The following is a 15776-nucleotide window of genomic DNA, read 5'->3' on the forward strand; positions in this document are numbered from 1 at the left end:
ATATTTAATACCTACACTTTTGAGATGATTTTCAAGGTGCATCACCAGGAACATCTATGAATTTTTCGTTAAACAACAAACAAAAAGCAGAGATTTTAGTAGTATATAATACACCAACTGCTTTGGATTGGTTAGTAAGTGTATTACAGAAAAATAACTACGAAGTTCATCTTGCAAACAATGGCTACTCAGCAATTGAGATTGCTAGAACAAAGATTCCCGATTTAATTCTGCTGGACATTGTCTTATCCGATATGAATGGCTACAGCATTTGTCAGCAACTGAAAGCTTCTCCTCAAACAAGTGAAATTTCCATCATATTTACTAGTGGGTTAAATGAGCGATTAGATATAGCCAAGGCCTTTCAAGTTGGCGGTGCTGACTATATCATTAAACCTTTCCAAGCTGAGGAGGTTTTAGCACGAGTTCATAATCAACTCTCCCAACGTTTTCTTCAGAAGATACTTCAACAACAAACTAAGTTATTGCACCAGCAAAACAAGCAACTTCAAGCAGAAATTACAGAACGCCAACTTCTTCAGCAGAAACTTTTTACATCTGAAAAAAAAATGCGTACTGTTTTAGCTGCGATGACTGATATTGTTATTGTTATTGATATTACAGAAGAACAAATTAATAATATAGAAATTATCCCAACACAAGTAGTAGAAAAACAGAATTCTAATACAGATAGAGTCAGTCAGATATTAGAACAATTTTTTCAAGATGAAACTGCCGAAACTTGGTTAAGTCTGATTCAAAAAGCTCTAGACACAAAGGAGACTGTTAATTTAGATTTCTGCCTTAACGATTTAGAGAAGACAGTGTGGTTGACAGCAGCAATTTCTCCCATGCGCGATCGCTCAGTTATTCTAGTAGCAAGAGATATTAACGACCGCAAACTTGCAGAAGAAGCATTGCGAATAGCAGAAGAACGCTATCACAGCATTGTTGAAAATGCGATCGTCGGTATCTATCAATCAACTCCTGACGGACGCTACATCAGTGCAAACCAAGCACTAGCTAACATGTACGGTTACTCTTGTCCGGAAGAACTGATCGAAAACGTACAATATATTGGTCAGCAGTTATATTTTGATTCCCATCGACGCCAACAATACGTGACTGAGATCGAAACAAATGATGCTGTAACAGGATTCGAGTCAATCATATGCCGTAAAGATGGAACATCCATATGGATTTCAGAAACTGCACGTGGGGTTCGAGATCTAACGGGGAAGTTGCTTTACTACGAAGGTATGGTCACTGAGATTACCGATCGCATGGTAGCACAAGAAGCCTTAAAATTTCAGCAAGCTCAAACTGAAGAACTGCTACTCAACATTTTGCCTCAACCCATTGCCGAACGCCTCCAAGCAGGAGAAAGCCCAATTGCCGATCGATGCGAAGAAGTTAGTGTCTTATTTGCCGATTTGGTAGGGTTTACCTCCTTCTCAACCCAAAAAAATCCAGCAGAAATCGTAGAAGTTTTAAATAAAATTTTTTCTCAATTCGATCGGTTAGCAGAAAAGCACAATTTAGAGAAAATTAAAACAATTGGGGACGCCTACATGGTGGTTGGCGGTTTACCGACACCATGTGGGGATAGTGCTCAAAAAACTGCACAAATGGCACTAGATATGCAAGCTTGTTTAGCTCAATTCAATGCTGAAACAACAGAGACATTTCAAGTGCGAATAGGTATAAACACGGGAGAGGTAGTAGCTGGAGTGATTGGTATGACTAAATTTACTTATGACTTGTGGGGAGATACAGTCAACATTGCATCGCGTATGGAATCCAATGGATTACCTGGTAAGATTCAAGTCAGTGCTGCAACCTATGACCGTTTAAAAGAGCAATTTGAATTTGAAAAGCGTGGAAAAATCGCCATCAAAGGCAAAGGAGAAATGATGACTTACTGGCTTTTGGCAAAAGCAAGAGACGTTGAAACATCCCTATGAATTTTGCTAGCAGTCAAAAATCCAAAGCCACCATTTTGGTAGTTGATGATACACCTGCCAACTTGCGCTTATTAGTTAACGTCTTGCAACAAAATGGCTATAAAGTTCGACCTGTACCGGATGGAAACTTAGCATTACAGGTTGTTCAAACAAGCCCACCCGATTTAATATTACTAGATATTCTCATGCCAGATTTATCAGGGTATGAAGTCTGCCAAAAATTGAAAGCCGATCCAAACACTAAAGATATCCCCATCATTTTCTTAAGTGCTTTGAGTGAAGGGCTTGATAAAGCGAAAGCTTTTCACCTCGGAGGTGCAGACTATATTACAAAACCATTTCAAGTGGAAGAAGTGCTAGCACGGATCGCAAATCAACTGGCTTTACGTAGTTTACAGATACAACTGCAACAAACAAATCAGGAATTATGCCAGCAAAATGCTCAGTTACAATTGCTCCTCACAGCTACTGAAGAAATTAGTTCGGCAACTAGCATTGATTCAGCACTCTCAAACGTTCTTGCTTTAATCTGTCAAACTATTGGTTGGGATTTGGGTGAAGCTTGGATTGTTAATTCTGAAGGAACAGCCCTTGAGTGCAGTCAAGGTTGGTATGCTAGCGATCCTGAATTATCAAAATTTCGTGATGAAAGCCACAAATTAACATTTAGCCCTAATGTAGGGCTTCCCGGTCGAATTTGGGTTTCTAAACAACCCGAGTGGCTTTTTGATGTGTCTGAAGACGAGGATAATCTCTTTTACCACCGTAATCTTGCCGATCAAGTCGGTCTCAAAGCGGCTTTTGGCGTTCCTATTCTTTTTAAGGAAGAGTTTCTGGCAATTCTCGTCTTTCTTTCAAAAAATGCCATAACTCCGCAACCAAGAGTTCTGGAGTTAGTCACTGCGATCGCATCTCAAATTGGGTCATTAATTCAAAGTAAAAAATCTGAGGTTGCACTATACCAAGCCAATCACGAACTAGAACGTTTGATCAATTTAGACGGATTAACTCAAGTTGCCAATCGCCGACGCTTCGACCAAGTTTTAGAATTTGAGTGGTCTAGGCTGCGCCGGGAGCAACTGCCATTATCCCTCATTCTCTGCGATGTAGATTATTTTAAACGCTACAACGACACCTACGGTCACATTGCAGGAGACGTTTGCTTGCAGAAGATTGCCCAAGCGATCGACAATTCTGTTAAGCGTCCCGCCGATTTAGTTGCTCGCTACGGGGGTGAAGAATTTGCCGTTCTTCTACCCAATACAACTCTTGAAGGAGCAATGAAAGTGGCAGAGTTGATTCAGCAACAAATACAAGAACTTTACCTGCTTCATGTTGAATCATATATCAGTCAGTATGTCACATTAAGTCTGGGAATCAGTACTTTGGTTCCCACTCATGAAGAATCAAAGGAAATGTTAATTAGAGTCGCAGATCGAGCACTTTATGAAGCTAAAAAACGGGGTCGCAATTGTATTGTTGCAGAATCAGTGACCAGTGACCAGTGACCAGTGACCAGTGACCAGTGACCAGTGACCAGGTAGAACCTGGGAACGAGAACCGAGCGGAGACACTAAGGCATTGTCCACCCTACACTTTTCCAAGTGTTAAAACTTGCGTTGCTGTAATCTCTAAGCTGGGAAAAGCCACTGATATAATGCGTTCGCGAAGCGGCTGCTTTGCAGCATCGCTACCTTGAAAGACGGCTTCTTCGTATAATCCATCCGTTAAAGTCAACACTGTGATTTTTTCCTTCCCTGGGTCAACAATCCAGTATTCTGCTATACCTCGTGCAGCGTATTCAGAACGCTTGTAACGGTAGTCTCTATCTTCATTGACTTTACCAGGAGAGACAACTTCAACAATCAGTGTTGGGGGTGGCATATCTTGAATAATAGTAGCTCTCCGTCCCCCAATTGCTACTAGTAACTCCTGCGTTAGTATCATCAAGTCAGGTATTCGCACACGTGTGCGCTTTCCCGTGACCACAATTTCCGTATCTTTATGGCGGATCAGCTCGATAGGAACAAATTTAAGAAATACTGAGAGTAGATAAATAGAAATTAAATTATTGCTGTCGCTTTCTGGAGGCATTTCAACAATCTCTCCATCTACTAGTTCATACCGGATATCTGTTCCATTGTCCCAGGCAAGGTACTCTTCAAGAGTTAGCTTTTTAGTTGTGGTTGTCATCTCGCTCGCCTTCACAAACTTATACCATTTTGGATTTTAGATTTTAGATTTTGGATTGAGAAAGCTTTGCTTAGTTTTCATCTCACTCAGCTATCTATCGCATTCTTTTATCAAATTTAGCATTACGAGCCGTAGAAACGGGTTGCGAAATTTTGCGATCGCGTCGGTGACATAGAACGCGCTTTAATAATTGCCGATCCCAACAAAACGTAAGACATTCCACCAACTACCACCAACAATCCTAAAACAAAAACTCCCAAACTGCCTGCAAGCCCTGCACTACTGTTCCACAACCCATGCAACCCTGAGGCACTCAAATATCCTACAAGCAAAATTCGCCAAGCCTGACGTGGTTTGAGAATACTCAAGCCAATACAATAGCCAAACCACCCACTCCAAGCCAAATGCCCTGCGACTTCGCCCAAGATTCTTGGAATCAGCAGTTCCAATCCTGCTAGCAGCCCTGCTTGTTCTCCCATATCTCTCGCAACTTCTGCGACAGTACCAGGCACATATTGACCCAAGGTTTCAAATAGTGTAAAACCCACGGCAGAGGCACTTCCCAGCAAAATTCCATCAAGGGGTTCCCACACACCAATACGTTCCCGTGTTGGAGAAGATACGGTTCTACCTAAAAAATAAAATCCAACGATCGGTAAGGCTTTAAGTAATTCTTCTAATAACCCAGCACCAAAAAAGTAGCGGATAAATAATTGTGGAAAGGGTAGTGTGCTGGGATCGTTTGGCACATTTCCAGGAAGAAGAACCCGAAATACGAATATAAATAAGTGCAGTATGGGGCTTGCCAAAAGGAGTATGGTGAACATCATAGAAGCAATCAGCACCCACCAAGGTTTCGGCTTCCCACACAATCGATAAACAAAGTATAAAACAGCACCAGCTAAATAGGAACCAAGTAAGAATTGATATGTACGTCCTTGTACAAAAAACAACAGCACCACGAAGATGACCGTGATCATTCCCGGTATCAGGTAAGCTTTCCGTGTGAGGTCTTTAGGTGGTGACAGGATAGGAAGCAATTGCGACCAGCTTGCTTCACTGTCTGTATTAGATAATACAACAGATTTGGCGGCTACTTGAGTTGGCGAAATAACAGGCTGTGGTGCTTTTACAGGCGGTTGCTTGTGTTGGTACTCAAAGACAAATTCCGGACCATTGCTACCAAACATAACGCGATCGCCTGCTTGCAATTCCTGACTACCCTGCAAAGTCTCGCCATTCAAAAAAGTTCCATTAGCACTATTCAAATCCCACAGCACATAACTTATCCTGCCATCTGGTGTTTTTGATGGGCGAACAGATGCGTGTCGTCGCGAAACCATTCCATAGAGATTGGAACTGAGTACTATCTGACAGCTGGGGTCGCGCCCAACGATCGCTTCGCCCGTCGTCAACAGCGAGTAAGAATTATTTCCACTCCCGGATACCAAACGCAGAATAGCAATACTCATCTAAGTATATCCTTTACCCGCCTGTTTGAAAATTTGAATTATACAGTACGTATTGTTACTGAAAATAATTAAGTTGCGTAACAACTTAGTCAGCAACACTACATCCTTAATACCATCTCTTTATAGGATATTCCCAAAAAATATAGTTAATTTTTCATTACTTGTCTTGGCGAATGGAATTCGCGTGTATACAGGCAAAACCCACCTACGTGGGTTTCAAAATACTAGTCCGCGTCGGCGGGCGAGGGTTTGTATAGTAGTGAATTATATGAGGCCAAAACTTTTAAAACATCCTCTTAGAAACTTCCAAATCAAAAATTTCCCAAAATTTCTTGTGGGACGGGATGATTTATTTTTGCAGTCTTTCATTTTTGTAGAGACAGGTCACGAGGCGTCTAAAGTTTTATCAATACCAATTTGCGAATATAATTGTACTTCTTTAATCGCCTTGCCAAAATAGCCTCTAACAACAGCCGCCAAGCATTACACGAAAGAATACAAGGATCGACAATTTTAATAAAACTGTTAATGTTTCTACTTTTAAGAGCCACTATAGTCCAATGCAGTTTTAAGTAACTTTTTATATCCCGCAAAGGCAAAATATCTTGACGATACTTTTCATCAACCAAGGCGTGAATTTTTTCCTTCATTAAAATATTAGTATCTAACCTAACTTTTAGAGAAATTTTTTGATCGTAACCCCCAGACCATACAGTACGATAAGCAAGACATTGATTGAGAAAAATCGCATCCCCATGTTGGGCAATACGAATCCAAGAATCAATATCATCACAACTGGTTAATTTGACATCCCACCCTCCAGTTCGCAAGAAAGCCTCACGGCTGCAAGCAACTTGAACGGGTGTACCAAAAGGAACGAGTTCCAGTAACATACCGTAGTGAATATCTGTTTGCGGGATGTAGTATGCTAGTCCCGGACCGACAACAGGCGTGCGGCTCTTTTCAACTCCGTCTATATCTACTTGAGCAGCAATGCAAGAGCAAATGACTGCGCTTTTTTGCAGTGCGATCGCTCTTACCATTTCTTCCAAACAGTTGGGACTCAGGTAATCGTCATCATCCAAAAACTTAATCCAGTCTCCACTGCTTGCCTTGACTCCAGCATTGACTGTTGCCGCATGACCTTGATTCACCTCATTGCGATGATAAACAAGACGTGGTAAATTGTCATGGCATGACAGTTCAACGCTTAAGCTTTTCAAGTAATCTTGGGTGCCATCCAGTGAACAGTCATCGGCAACAACCAGTTCGCAAGGGATGGTCTGGTTGAGCACGGAGTTAATTGCTCGTTGCAACAACGTTAAACGGTTGTAGGTCGTAATAACGACGCTGAATTTCATAGATCGGATTCTCGTGGCTTAGCCCTGTATAGTCCATTTTCTATCTAGCACCGTTATACTTAGTAAGTGCTCCCACTAAAATAACTAGACTGAATGCTAGTTGTCGATTTATTATTGTTGATTGTGAGTTTTTGCACCGAATATGAACGCTCAGGAGATCATCCGCTCTATAGAAGCGGAGCAGCTAAAATCTAATTTGCCCCAAATATTTGTGGGTGACACAGTAAGAGTTGGAGTTAAAATTAAGGAAGGCGACAAGTATCGCGTCCAGCCCTACGAGGGAGTTGTCATTTCTATACGGAATGGTGGCATTAACGAAACTATTACAGTTCGTCGCGTATTCCAAGGTGTAGGCGTCGAACGAGTGTTTCTATTGCATTCCCCACGGATAGACAACATCAAAATACTGCGTCGCGGGAAAGTTAGGCGTGCCAAGCTTTATTATCTACGCGATCGCGTTGGTAAGGCGACCCGGATCAAGCAACGCTTCGATCGTGCTCTGTAATATAAACAGGCAGGAAACTTTGGGAGAAAGCTCAACAAAAAAGCGGCTCGTGCCGCTCTTGAGAGTTTCACCCTTCCAAAGTTAACTGGAAAAGTAGCCAATTTATGTTATCCTAGTGTAAGCTAGAAAAGGTAACTAAATAAGCAGCAGCTTGTGCGCTCTTAGTTCAGTTGGTAGAACGCAGGTCTCCAAAACCTGATGTCGGGGGTTCAAGTCCTCCAGGGCGCGCTGTCAGCTAAGACAATGCCCGAAACTAAAGCAGTATCTGCTAAGTTAGCAGTGTGACTTATAGATTTCGGGTATAGTTTTTGCGTTCGTAGCGAATTGCTTCAAACGAGCTGGCGCTGTTACAAAAGAAAGTAATAGGCAGCGTGTATGTAGTAAATGGGGGAGTCAGCGCTCGTGGCCAAAAAAAATGAAGCAGAAATGACGGAAACAACCAACTCTTTGAAACTTCCGATTTTCTTCCAAGGACTCAAGGAAGAATTTGATAAGGTGGTTTGGCCCAGTCGGCAACAGCTTGTGAGCGAATCAGCCGCTGTTTTGTTAATGATGGCACTCTCAGCATCCCTGATATTTCTAGTAGATAAATTTTTTACTTGGGCAGCACAACAGGTGTTCTGATGACTTATGCAACAGACGGTGAGCGTGATGCAACGCTACAGTCAGATGATACCGCAGATTCAGCGTCGAAAGAAGCTCGCTGGTATGCAGTTCAAGTCGCTTCTGGTTGCGAGAAGCGCGTAAAGACAAATTTAGAGCAGCGCATCCAAACCTTTGATGTAGCTGATAAAATTGTCCAGGTGGAGATCCCACATACACCAGCAGTAAAAATCCGTAAGGATGGTTCTCGCCAGCACACAGAGGAAAAAGTATTTCCCGGCTATGTTCTTGTCAGAATGCTGATGGATGACGACACCTGGCAGGTAGTACGCAACACATCCCACGTGATTAATTTCGTGGGAGCAGAGCAAAAACGTGGAAGTGGCAAAGGTCGCGGTCACGTAAAGCCTGTGCCACTGAGTCATACAGAAGTTGAAAGAATCTTCAAACAGACCAGCGAGCAAGAGGCAGTTGTCAAAATTGACATGGCCGCAGGTGATAAGATAAAAGTGCTTTCAGGTCCGTTTAAAGACTTTGAAGGTGAGGTGATTGAAGTCAGTCCTGAACGGAGTAAGCTTAAAGCTCTGCTTTCGATTTTTGGGCGAGATACACCAGTGGAATTAGAATTTAATCAGGTAGAAAAACAGAGCTAATCAACAAACATGGCGAAAAAAGTAGTTGCGGTCATTAAGTTGGCCCTGAATGCTGGGAAAGCCAACCCAGCACCGCCAGTTGGTCCAGCATTGGGTCAGCATGGCGTGAACATTATGATGTTTTGTAAAGAGTACAACGCCAAGACAGCAGAACAAACTGGAACGGTAATTCCGGTAGAAATTTCGGTATATGAAGACCGGAGTTTTACCTTCGTTCTCAAGACTCCTCCTGCGTCGGTACTCATTACTAAAGCAGCAAAAATTGAAAGAGGCTCAAGCGAACCAAACAAAAAGAAAGTTGGTTCCATTACAACAGAACAGTTGCGTCAAATTGCCCAAACAAAATTGCCCGACCTCAACGCCAACGATATCGACGCGGCGATGAAGATTATTGAAGGCACTGCCAAAAATATGGGTGTGACAGTTAAGGATTAGTTAGTGGTTAGTAGTTAATAGTTAGTGGTAAAGAAAACAACTAACAACTAACAACTAACAACTAACAGCTAAGAAAAATTATCGGGGGAGAGGCGATCGCTTCGTAATAAACCCCAGGAGAGAAAAATGACGAAAAAAGTTTCGCGCCGCTTGCAAGCGCTTCTAGAAAAAGTAGAAGACAAAGATTATCAGCCCTTAGATGCATTAGCTCTGCTCAAGGAAACGGCGACAGCAAAGTTTGCTGAAGCAGCAGAAGCACACATCAGGTTGGGTATTGACCCCAAATATACTGACCAACAACTGCGGACAACAGTGGTATTGCCCAAAGGAACAGGGCAAACAATACGGGTAGCAGTCATTGCCAGAGGGGAAAAAGTTACAGAAGCCAGCAATGCAGGTGCTGATATTGTTGGTTCAGAAGAACTGATAGACGAGATTCAAAAAGGCAGAATGGACTTTGACAAGCTGATAGCGACACCTGATATAATGCCTCAGGTAGCAAAGCTAGGTAAGTTACTCGGTCCTCGCGGTTTGATGCCATCCCCCAAAGGTGGAACAGTCACATTTGATATTGCAAGTGCGATCGGGGAATTTAAAGCAGGTAAATTAGAATTCCGAGCTGACCGTACTGGTATCGTCCATGTTATGTTTGGTAAGGCATCCTTCACACCAGAAGATTTACTGGTAAACTTGAAAGCGTTGCAAGAAACAATCGATCGCAACCGTCCTTCAGGAGCAAAAGGTCGTTACTGGCGAACAATGTACGTATCCGCTACAATGGGACCTTCGATTAAAGTCGATGTCAACGCCCTACGGGATTTGAAACAGGCTGAAGGTGCGTAAGTTAAAAGTTAGTGGTTAGTGGTTAGTGGTTAGTAGAACAAACCTAACAACCAACAACCAAAAATTAACAATTAAATACAGCGACAGCCGGAGACAGCAGGTGCTATTAGCTTAATATCCTGCCTAGGTTTGCGTCCTAATTGCTAAAAGTATACCCTTTGAAAGGGTTTGTGTACTGTGGCATAAAGACGATGAAGTAAAGACGTATTGTTAAAAGCGTATTTACTCTAAAACCCCGGCTGCGAGAGCTGGGGTTTATTGTTTTCTGGGTTAGTGGTTAGTAGGGGCGCGGCGGTCTTGCCCCCGTACAGTGGTTAGTAGAAAAAACCCAACTAACAACCAACAACTAACAAATTTAAGGAGGTGATAAAGATGCCAAGAACGATAGAAGATAAACACGCTATAGTAGCCGATCTCAAAGAAACTTTGAGTCAGTCGCAACTAGCAATAGTCATTGACTATCAAGGGTTAACAGTTGCGGAAATCACAGATTTACGGAGACGCTTGCGTCCTGCTGGAACTGTTTGCAAGGTGACCAAAAACACCCTGATGGGTATTGCCATTAAAGACCAAGAGAAATGGCAACCATTAGAGGAACTGCTCAAAGGTTCTTCTGCCTTTTTGCTAGTCAAAGAGGATTTCTCAGCAGCAATTAAGGCTTATCAAGATTTCCAGAAAGTCACCAAGAAAACAGAAGTTCGTGGCGGCGTCATGGAAGGTCGCCTGCTGAAAGAGCCTGATATCAAAGCTTTGGGAGATTTACCATCCAAAGAGCAACTCATGGCGCAAATTGCTGGAGCGCTCAATGCTTTGACTACCAAGATTGCTGTTGGTATCAACGAAGTCCCAAGTTCTCTCGCACGTGCTTTACAAGCTGTCGCCGATAAGGAAAAAGGCGACGGTGAAACAGAAAGTGCTTCTAGTTAGTGGTTCGTAGTTGGTAGTTAGTAGAAAACAACTAACAACTAACAGCTAATAACTAACAACTAACCAATCAAAATTACAGGAGTTATAACAATGTCTACAGCAACTGATGAAATTTTGGATAAATTAAAAACACTGACTTTGCTGGAAGCAGCTGAGTTAGTCAAGCAAATTGAAGAAGCCTTTGGCGTAAGTGCAGCTGCACCCGCAGGCGGAATGATGATGATGGCTGCGCCCGGTGCTGCTGCTGCTGCTGAACCAGTAGAAGAGAAGACTGAGTTTGACGTTGTTCTCGAAGCAGTTCCTGCTGATAAGAAGATTGCCATACTCAAAGTTGTACGTGAATTGACCGGTTTGGGTCTGAAAGAAGCAAAAGACTTGGTAGAATCTGCGCCTAAGCCAGTTAAGGAAGCGATCGCTAAAGATGCTGCTGAAGCTGCTAAGAAGCAAATCGAAGACGCTGGCGGTAAGGTTAGTATTAAGTAATTTGTAATTCGTAATTCGTAATGGCTGAGTCAATTACAAATTACGAAGCATGAGTTCCAAATTATCCGTAACAAAAGCAGCACCCAAGTTAAAATTTATCATTGGGTGTTGCTTTGTTTTTGCTTCTAAAATAAATTCTTTTGCGTTCTAAGAACGCATTTTGAGACTATGCAAACGAAGTCAAAACTCTCTATCACTCTCAGCCGCCTGTCTCAGTGCTAAAAAAGCTTCTTTTACGGGTTGGCTGATGGCACTCTCTGGTTCTGCGAGCACCAGCTGTTGATACGCTTCTAGAAACTGTACCCGTAACCGATAAAATAAGTACAAAAAGTGCTGTAGAAAGCTGATGCAGTCCAAAATTGCAATCTCTATGCCACCTGTGCTGTCATACATTGTTGCCGCATACTCCCGAACACGCTCCTCAATTACATCTGTTGTAATAAAGATATACTTTTCAACTCGTTTACCTGTGCTGTTGATTTTTTGCAAGGTCAATTTACAGTGTGCCCACCGCCCTTCGCTGGCTGTTTGTGCCAAGCCCGTCCTTACTTGTCGCGCCCGGACAAAAAAGCGCCTAGCTCTTTCTAGACTTGACAAACCCTCTTCCTCTTCCGCGATCGCCACCCGAAATTCTTCACGTGCAAACGGCGTTAGCCCAATCGCTTGAATTAATTCATCTTTGCGATCGCGTAGCACCCGAAAGAAATTTACCACTTCGCCATCAATATCGTTGTAGGTTTCTACAGGCGAAGGCTCTCGGTTTAATAGCACAGCAGCCGATCCGCCAAAGGGTTCGCAGTAGTGGGTTGCTTTAGGCAACAAAGGTAAGAGCCAGTCCAGATGACTATACTTACCGCCATACCAACCAAAGGCAATTTTCTTCGCCATAAAAGCCTACCTTAGACTCAGTAATATATCCGAAAATTAGAATAAAAGTAAAACGTAATTTATAATCCCTTTTGAGTTAAGTGACTTTTTTCTCTAGTGGTTCACCACTAGCATTATCTTTCTTTATATTTGTATAAGCTAAAAAAGCTAGTAGATGTTAATAATACATTCTGATAATACTAATATACTATAGAAATTATAAATGAACGAGGCGACAATTCAATTCCTCGGATCAAATACCAAGATTCAGCCTGAGGATTTCCAAGAAATAAATTCCCAAATCTTGTGGTACGGGCGTCCCCGCCCGTTCTTTCTATACTAGTGACGAAGAGACTTTAGTACCACAAGAGATATTTGAAGACTTTTTTATTTGGAAGTCCCTTAACACAATAAAAGCGCCCCCATTTAAGAGGACGCTTCCATTTACGTAAGAGACGATAGTATCATGTCTCTAAATGAATGATTAACCGTTGATAGCAGGAGCGCTCATTGCAACAGGAGCAACTTCACCAGCAGCTAAATCAAGAGGAAAGTTGTGAGCGTTGCGCTCGTGCATCACTTCCATACCGAGGTTAGCGCGGTTGAGAATGTCTGCCCAGGTGCCAATCGCACGACCTTGCGAGTCAAGTACGGACTGGTTAAAGTTGAAACCGTTGAGGTTGAACGCCATGGTGCTGATGCCCAGTGCGGTGAACCAGATGCCGACTACTGGCCATGCTGCCAAGAAGAAGTGCAAGGAACGGCTGTTGTTGAATGATGCGTATTGGAAAATCAAGCGACCGAAGTAGCCGTGTGCTGCTACGATGTTGTAGGTCTCTTCTTCTTGTCCAAACTTGTAACCGTAGTTCTGTGATTCGGTTTCGGTTGTTTCACGAACCAAGGAGGAGGTTACCAGAGAACCGTGCATTGCGCTAAACAAGCTACCACCGAATACACCTGCTACACCTAACTGGTGGAAGGGGTGCATCAAGATGTTGTGCTCTGCTTGGAACACCAACATGAAGTTGAAAGTTCCAGAGATACCCAAAGGCATACCATCAGAGAAAGAACCTTGACCGATGGGGTAGATCAAGAACACTGCGGTTGCGGAAGCCAAAGGTGCAGAGTAAGCAACGCAGATCCAAGGACGCATACCCAAGCGGTAAGACAATTCCCACTGACGACCCAGATAGCAGAAGCAACCGAGCAAGAAGTGGAAAACCACCAACTGGTAAGGACCACCGTTGTACAACCACTCATCTAAGGAAGCGGCTTCCCAGATGGGGTAGAAGTGAAGACCAATTGCGTTAGAGCTTGGAACAACTGCACCAGAGATGATATTGTTTCCGTAGATCAAAGAACCTGCAACAGGTTCGCGGATACCATCAATGTCTACAGGAGGAGCAGCGATGAAGGCAATGATAAAGCAAATGGTTGCGGAGAGGAGTGTAGGAATCATCAACACGCCGAACCAGCCTACATAAAGGCGGTTTTCGGTAGAGGTGATCCAGTTACAAAACCGCTCCCATACGTTTCCGCTTTCGCGGCGCTGTACAGTTGTGGTCATAATTTTGTTATGAGTGCTTAAGTTTCTTAACTAAGTGCAACACAGGGTAATTACTTTTTTCCCGTGTTATTTTGACTGTACATGAGTTTACTGAATTTTAACTATTAAATGTTATTTAATTTATTTATATATATAATTAGTTTTACTTATAGATTAAACTTGATTTTGATTTGTAAGATGTACGTCAATAGGGTTCACTTAAGGGTCGCGAGGGGAGCACCAAACCCGGTATCTTCAAGATACCGGGTTTCTAAATAACTGCTTAACTGAACTGTAGCGCTCTCAAAATTGTTAAAAATCAAAGTAGATGTACGGTAAACTTCCATCTGGGGCAAGTAGCCAAACGCCGTACAGGCATAAAGGTACAAATACAAGCTTGATGGGCCAGTTGAATTGTAACTTCAAAGTCTGCTTGAAAGCGTAGGCGATCGCCATAACGGTAGCTACAACAGCTAACAGAACCATAAGTTGAAACTGACTGATGTTGAGAACCTCCACGTATACCTTTTCAGCAAATTGGACATCAGATGGGTAACCGAAAAGATGCTGAAAGACAAAAGAAGAGTCATTTAAATTCGGCAAGCGGAACCAAATCCATGATGTGAAAACCATCAGTTGTGTGAGCAGCCAAGCCAAAAATGTACCCAGTGGCTTGTGCCAAAAGTTTTCCAAATTCTCATGGCGATCGCTAATTGCATCAGTTAGACGGTGAACAACCAAAGCTAACCCGTGAAATAAACCCCAAACAACAAAACCCAATGCTGCTCCATGCCAGACACCTGCAATTAACATCACAATAAGTAAATTCATGCAAGTCCGATCTAAACCCTGACGGGAACCTCCCAAAGGGAAGTAGAGGTAATTTCTCAACCAGTCGCCCAAAGTCATGTGCCAGCGCCGCCAAAAATCAGCAATGCTAGTACTGAAATAAGGAGATTTAAAATTTTCTGGTAAAACCAAGCCGAACAGCATAGCACTACCACGGGCGATATCAACATAGCCACTGAAATCTAAGTACAATTGCAAGCCATAAGCAAATGTAGCTAACCATAAATCTAAACTACCCGCCCGTTGTAAATTACCAAAACAGACATCAACAAAAATTCCCAAGTGGTCTGCTAAAATCCGTTTTTTCGCAGCACCTCTAGCAATGAGCCATAATCCTTCTGCAACTAAATCCGGACTTGGAAAGCGAAGATTTTGAAGTTGGTTGCCTAAGGTATGAAAACGAGTAATTGGGCCAGAAATGAGTTTGGCAAAGAAAAACTTATAGACTGTAAATTTTAGAAAATCTTTAGTAGCCGGCGCACCACGATAGACATCAACTAAATAGGAAATACATTCAAAGGTGAAAAAAGAAATTCCTAAAGGAGCAATTAATTTAAAAGAGTCAGCATTAGAATTTGTATTTGCGGAATTCTGAAATAAGAAATTTAAGCTAGGTTGTAAATACTTAAAACTAAATAGTAGCAAAACATTTAAAACTACACCCAACCACAAAAGATTTAAACGACGACGGTTCCAATCAACTTGAGCAAAACGCCAATCTTCATTAGAGACTTGCCAATCCAAATTATGTTGTCCGGGAGAAGTATTTTCACCAATTTCTCGTCCCAAACGAAAGTTAATATAAATTAATGCAAATAATAAAGGAATATACTGCACTTGTGTAGACAACACGGTTGTGCTGGGATTACCTTCGCCTAAAGAAGCATAAAAAACAACACTAGCAATTAGTAAAGTCCACAGTCGTAACTTTTGTTGTCCTACAGACCAGTAGATTCCCAGCACACTGAGTAAAAATAACCCGTATAAAATTGATATTAAATTCATTTTTTGGTTAGTTGTTAGTTGTTAGTTGTTAGTTGTTAGTTGTTAGTTGTTAGTTGTTATTGGTCACTGG

At 42.3% G+C, this 15776-nt stretch carries 15 protein-coding genes, 1 tRNA gene and 1 other annotated feature; of the genes, 10 read left to right on the forward strand and 6 right to left on the reverse strand.

Going from position 1 to position 15776, the window contains the following annotated elements:
* Positions 1-56 precede the first annotated feature (56 nt).
* Positions 57-1964, forward strand: a complete 1908-nt coding sequence (locus WA1_RS30120; protein WP_017740599.1) for an adenylate/guanylate cyclase domain-containing protein — start codon at positions 57-59, stop codon at positions 1962-1964.
* Entirely contained in the window at positions 1961-3472 is a 1512-nt protein-coding gene (locus WA1_RS60400) for a diguanylate cyclase domain-containing protein (protein ID WP_017740598.1), read from the forward strand. The genes WA1_RS30120 and WA1_RS60400 overlap by 4 nt, the downstream gene beginning before the upstream one ends.
* An 82-nt stretch (positions 3473-3554) precedes the next feature.
* On the opposite strand, the gene WA1_RS30130 is transcribed toward WA1_RS60400, so the two are convergent.
* The 3 genes from WA1_RS30130 to WA1_RS30140 all read right to left on the reverse strand — a co-directional run bounded on the left by WA1_RS30130 (position 3555) and on the right by WA1_RS30140 (position 6990).
* Complete coding sequence (locus WA1_RS30130) at positions 3555-4157, reverse strand: Uma2 family endonuclease (protein ID WP_017740597.1); 603 nt, start codon at positions 4155-4157, stop codon at positions 3555-3557.
* Between the two features lie 122 nt (positions 4158-4279).
* Entirely contained in the window at positions 4280-5629 is a 1350-nt protein-coding gene (locus WA1_RS30135; RefSeq protein ID WP_017740596.1) for a PrsW family glutamic-type intramembrane protease, read from the reverse strand.
* Between the two features lie 395 nt (positions 5630-6024).
* Positions 6025-6990, reverse strand: a complete 966-nt coding sequence (locus WA1_RS30140) for a glycosyltransferase family 2 protein (RefSeq protein ID WP_017740595.1) — start codon at positions 6988-6990, stop codon at positions 6025-6027.
* Between the two features lie 142 nt (positions 6991-7132).
* Between WA1_RS30140 and rplS the strand changes: the two genes are divergently transcribed.
* From rplS to rplL, 8 genes are all read left to right on the forward strand, one after another.
* Complete coding sequence (rplS, locus tag WA1_RS30145) at positions 7133-7495, forward strand: 50S ribosomal protein L19 (RefSeq protein ID WP_017740594.1); 363 nt, start codon at positions 7133-7135, stop codon at positions 7493-7495.
* 155 nt (positions 7496-7650) lie between these two features.
* A tRNA-Trp gene (locus WA1_RS30150) sits at positions 7651-7723 on the forward strand.
* 174 nt (positions 7724-7897) lie between these two features.
* A complete protein-coding gene (gene secE / locus WA1_RS30155) occupies positions 7898-8119 on the forward strand; it encodes a preprotein translocase subunit SecE (RefSeq protein ID WP_026134377.1) in 222 nt (73 codons plus the stop codon).
* A complete protein-coding gene (gene nusG / locus WA1_RS30160) occupies positions 8119-8751 on the forward strand; it encodes a transcription termination/antitermination protein NusG (RefSeq protein ID WP_017740592.1) in 633 nt (210 codons plus the stop codon). The genes secE and nusG overlap by 1 nt, the downstream gene beginning before the upstream one ends.
* Positions 8752-8760: 9 nt before the next feature.
* Complete coding sequence (rplK, locus tag WA1_RS30165) at positions 8761-9186, forward strand: 50S ribosomal protein L11 (protein WP_017740591.1); 426 nt, start codon at positions 8761-8763, stop codon at positions 9184-9186.
* A gap of 126 nt (positions 9187-9312) precedes the next feature.
* On the forward strand, positions 9313-10029 hold the full coding sequence (gene rplA, locus WA1_RS30170) for a 50S ribosomal protein L1 (protein WP_017740590.1): 717 nt from the start codon (positions 9313-9315) through the stop codon (positions 10027-10029).
* Between the two features lie 69 nt (positions 10030-10098).
* Positions 10099-10298 (forward strand) — a sequence feature (ribosomal protein L10 leader region).
* A gap of 103 nt (positions 10299-10401) precedes the next feature.
* Complete coding sequence (gene rplJ, locus WA1_RS30175) at positions 10402-10956, forward strand: 50S ribosomal protein L10 (RefSeq protein ID WP_017740589.1); 555 nt, start codon at positions 10402-10404, stop codon at positions 10954-10956.
* A 90-nt stretch (positions 10957-11046) separates the two neighbouring features.
* Positions 11047-11439, forward strand: a complete 393-nt coding sequence (gene rplL, locus WA1_RS30180; protein WP_017740588.1) for a 50S ribosomal protein L7/L12 — start codon at positions 11047-11049, stop codon at positions 11437-11439.
* A gap of 180 nt (positions 11440-11619) precedes the next feature.
* Here rplL and WA1_RS60405 read toward each other — a convergent pair whose 3' ends face one another.
* The 3 genes from WA1_RS60405 to WA1_RS30195 form a co-directional block, all read right to left on the reverse strand.
* A complete protein-coding gene (locus tag WA1_RS60405; RefSeq protein ID WP_017740587.1) occupies positions 11620-12327 on the reverse strand; it encodes a DNA adenine methylase in 708 nt (235 codons plus the stop codon).
* Between the two features lie 463 nt (positions 12328-12790).
* On the reverse strand, positions 12791-13873 hold the full coding sequence (psbA, locus tag WA1_RS30190) for a photosystem II q(b) protein (RefSeq protein ID WP_017740586.1): 1083 nt from the start codon (positions 13871-13873) through the stop codon (positions 12791-12793).
* Between the two features lie 291 nt (positions 13874-14164).
* Positions 14165-15706, reverse strand: a complete 1542-nt coding sequence (locus WA1_RS30195) for an MBOAT family O-acyltransferase (RefSeq protein ID WP_017740585.1) — start codon at positions 15704-15706, stop codon at positions 14165-14167.
* Positions 15707-15776 lie beyond the last annotated feature (70 nt).

Origin of the sequence: Scytonema hofmannii PCC 7110 (assembly GCF_000346485.2) — a bacterium.
Classification (GTDB): domain Bacteria; phylum Cyanobacteriota; class Cyanobacteriia; order Cyanobacteriales; family Nostocaceae; genus Scytonema; species Scytonema hofmannii.

What these genes read in the sequence shown, in the direction of transcription:
- rplS (WP_017740594.1), top strand. Translation starts at nt 7,133, where the DNA reads ATGAACGCTCAGGAGATCATCCGCTCTATAGAAGCGGAGCAGCTAAAA.
- WA1_RS30135 (WP_017740596.1), bottom strand. Translation starts at nt 5,629, where the DNA reads ATGAGTATTGCTATTCTGCGTTTGGTATCCGGGAGTGGAAATAATTCT.
- psbA (WP_017740586.1), bottom strand. Translation starts at nt 13,873, where the DNA reads ATGACCACAACTGTACAGCGCCGCGAAAGCGGAAACGTATGGGAGCGG.
- rplA (WP_017740590.1), top strand. Translation starts at nt 9,313, where the DNA reads ATGACGAAAAAAGTTTCGCGCCGCTTGCAAGCGCTTCTAGAAAAAGTA.
- rplK (WP_017740591.1), top strand. Translation starts at nt 8,761, where the DNA reads ATGGCGAAAAAAGTAGTTGCGGTCATTAAGTTGGCCCTGAATGCTGGG.
- WA1_RS60405 (WP_017740587.1), bottom strand. Translation starts at nt 12,327, where the DNA reads ATGGCGAAGAAAATTGCCTTTGGTTGGTATGGCGGTAAGTATAGTCAT.
- WA1_RS30120 (WP_017740599.1), top strand. Translation starts at nt 57, where the DNA reads ATGAATTTTTCGTTAAACAACAAACAAAAAGCAGAGATTTTAGTAGTA.
- WA1_RS60400 (WP_017740598.1), top strand. Translation starts at nt 1,961, where the DNA reads ATGAATTTTGCTAGCAGTCAAAAATCCAAAGCCACCATTTTGGTAGTT.
- WA1_RS30195 (WP_017740585.1), bottom strand. Translation starts at nt 15,706, where the DNA reads ATGAATTTAATATCAATTTTATACGGGTTATTTTTACTCAGTGTGCTG.
- WA1_RS30130 (WP_017740597.1), bottom strand. Translation starts at nt 4,157, where the DNA reads ATGACAACCACAACTAAAAAGCTAACTCTTGAAGAGTACCTTGCCTGG.
- rplL (WP_017740588.1), top strand. Translation starts at nt 11,047, where the DNA reads ATGTCTACAGCAACTGATGAAATTTTGGATAAATTAAAAACACTGACT.
- rplJ (WP_017740589.1), top strand. Translation starts at nt 10,402, where the DNA reads ATGCCAAGAACGATAGAAGATAAACACGCTATAGTAGCCGATCTCAAA.
- nusG (WP_017740592.1), top strand. Translation starts at nt 8,119, where the DNA reads ATGACTTATGCAACAGACGGTGAGCGTGATGCAACGCTACAGTCAGAT.
- WA1_RS30140 (WP_017740595.1), bottom strand. Translation starts at nt 6,990, where the DNA reads ATGAAATTCAGCGTCGTTATTACGACCTACAACCGTTTAACGTTGTTG.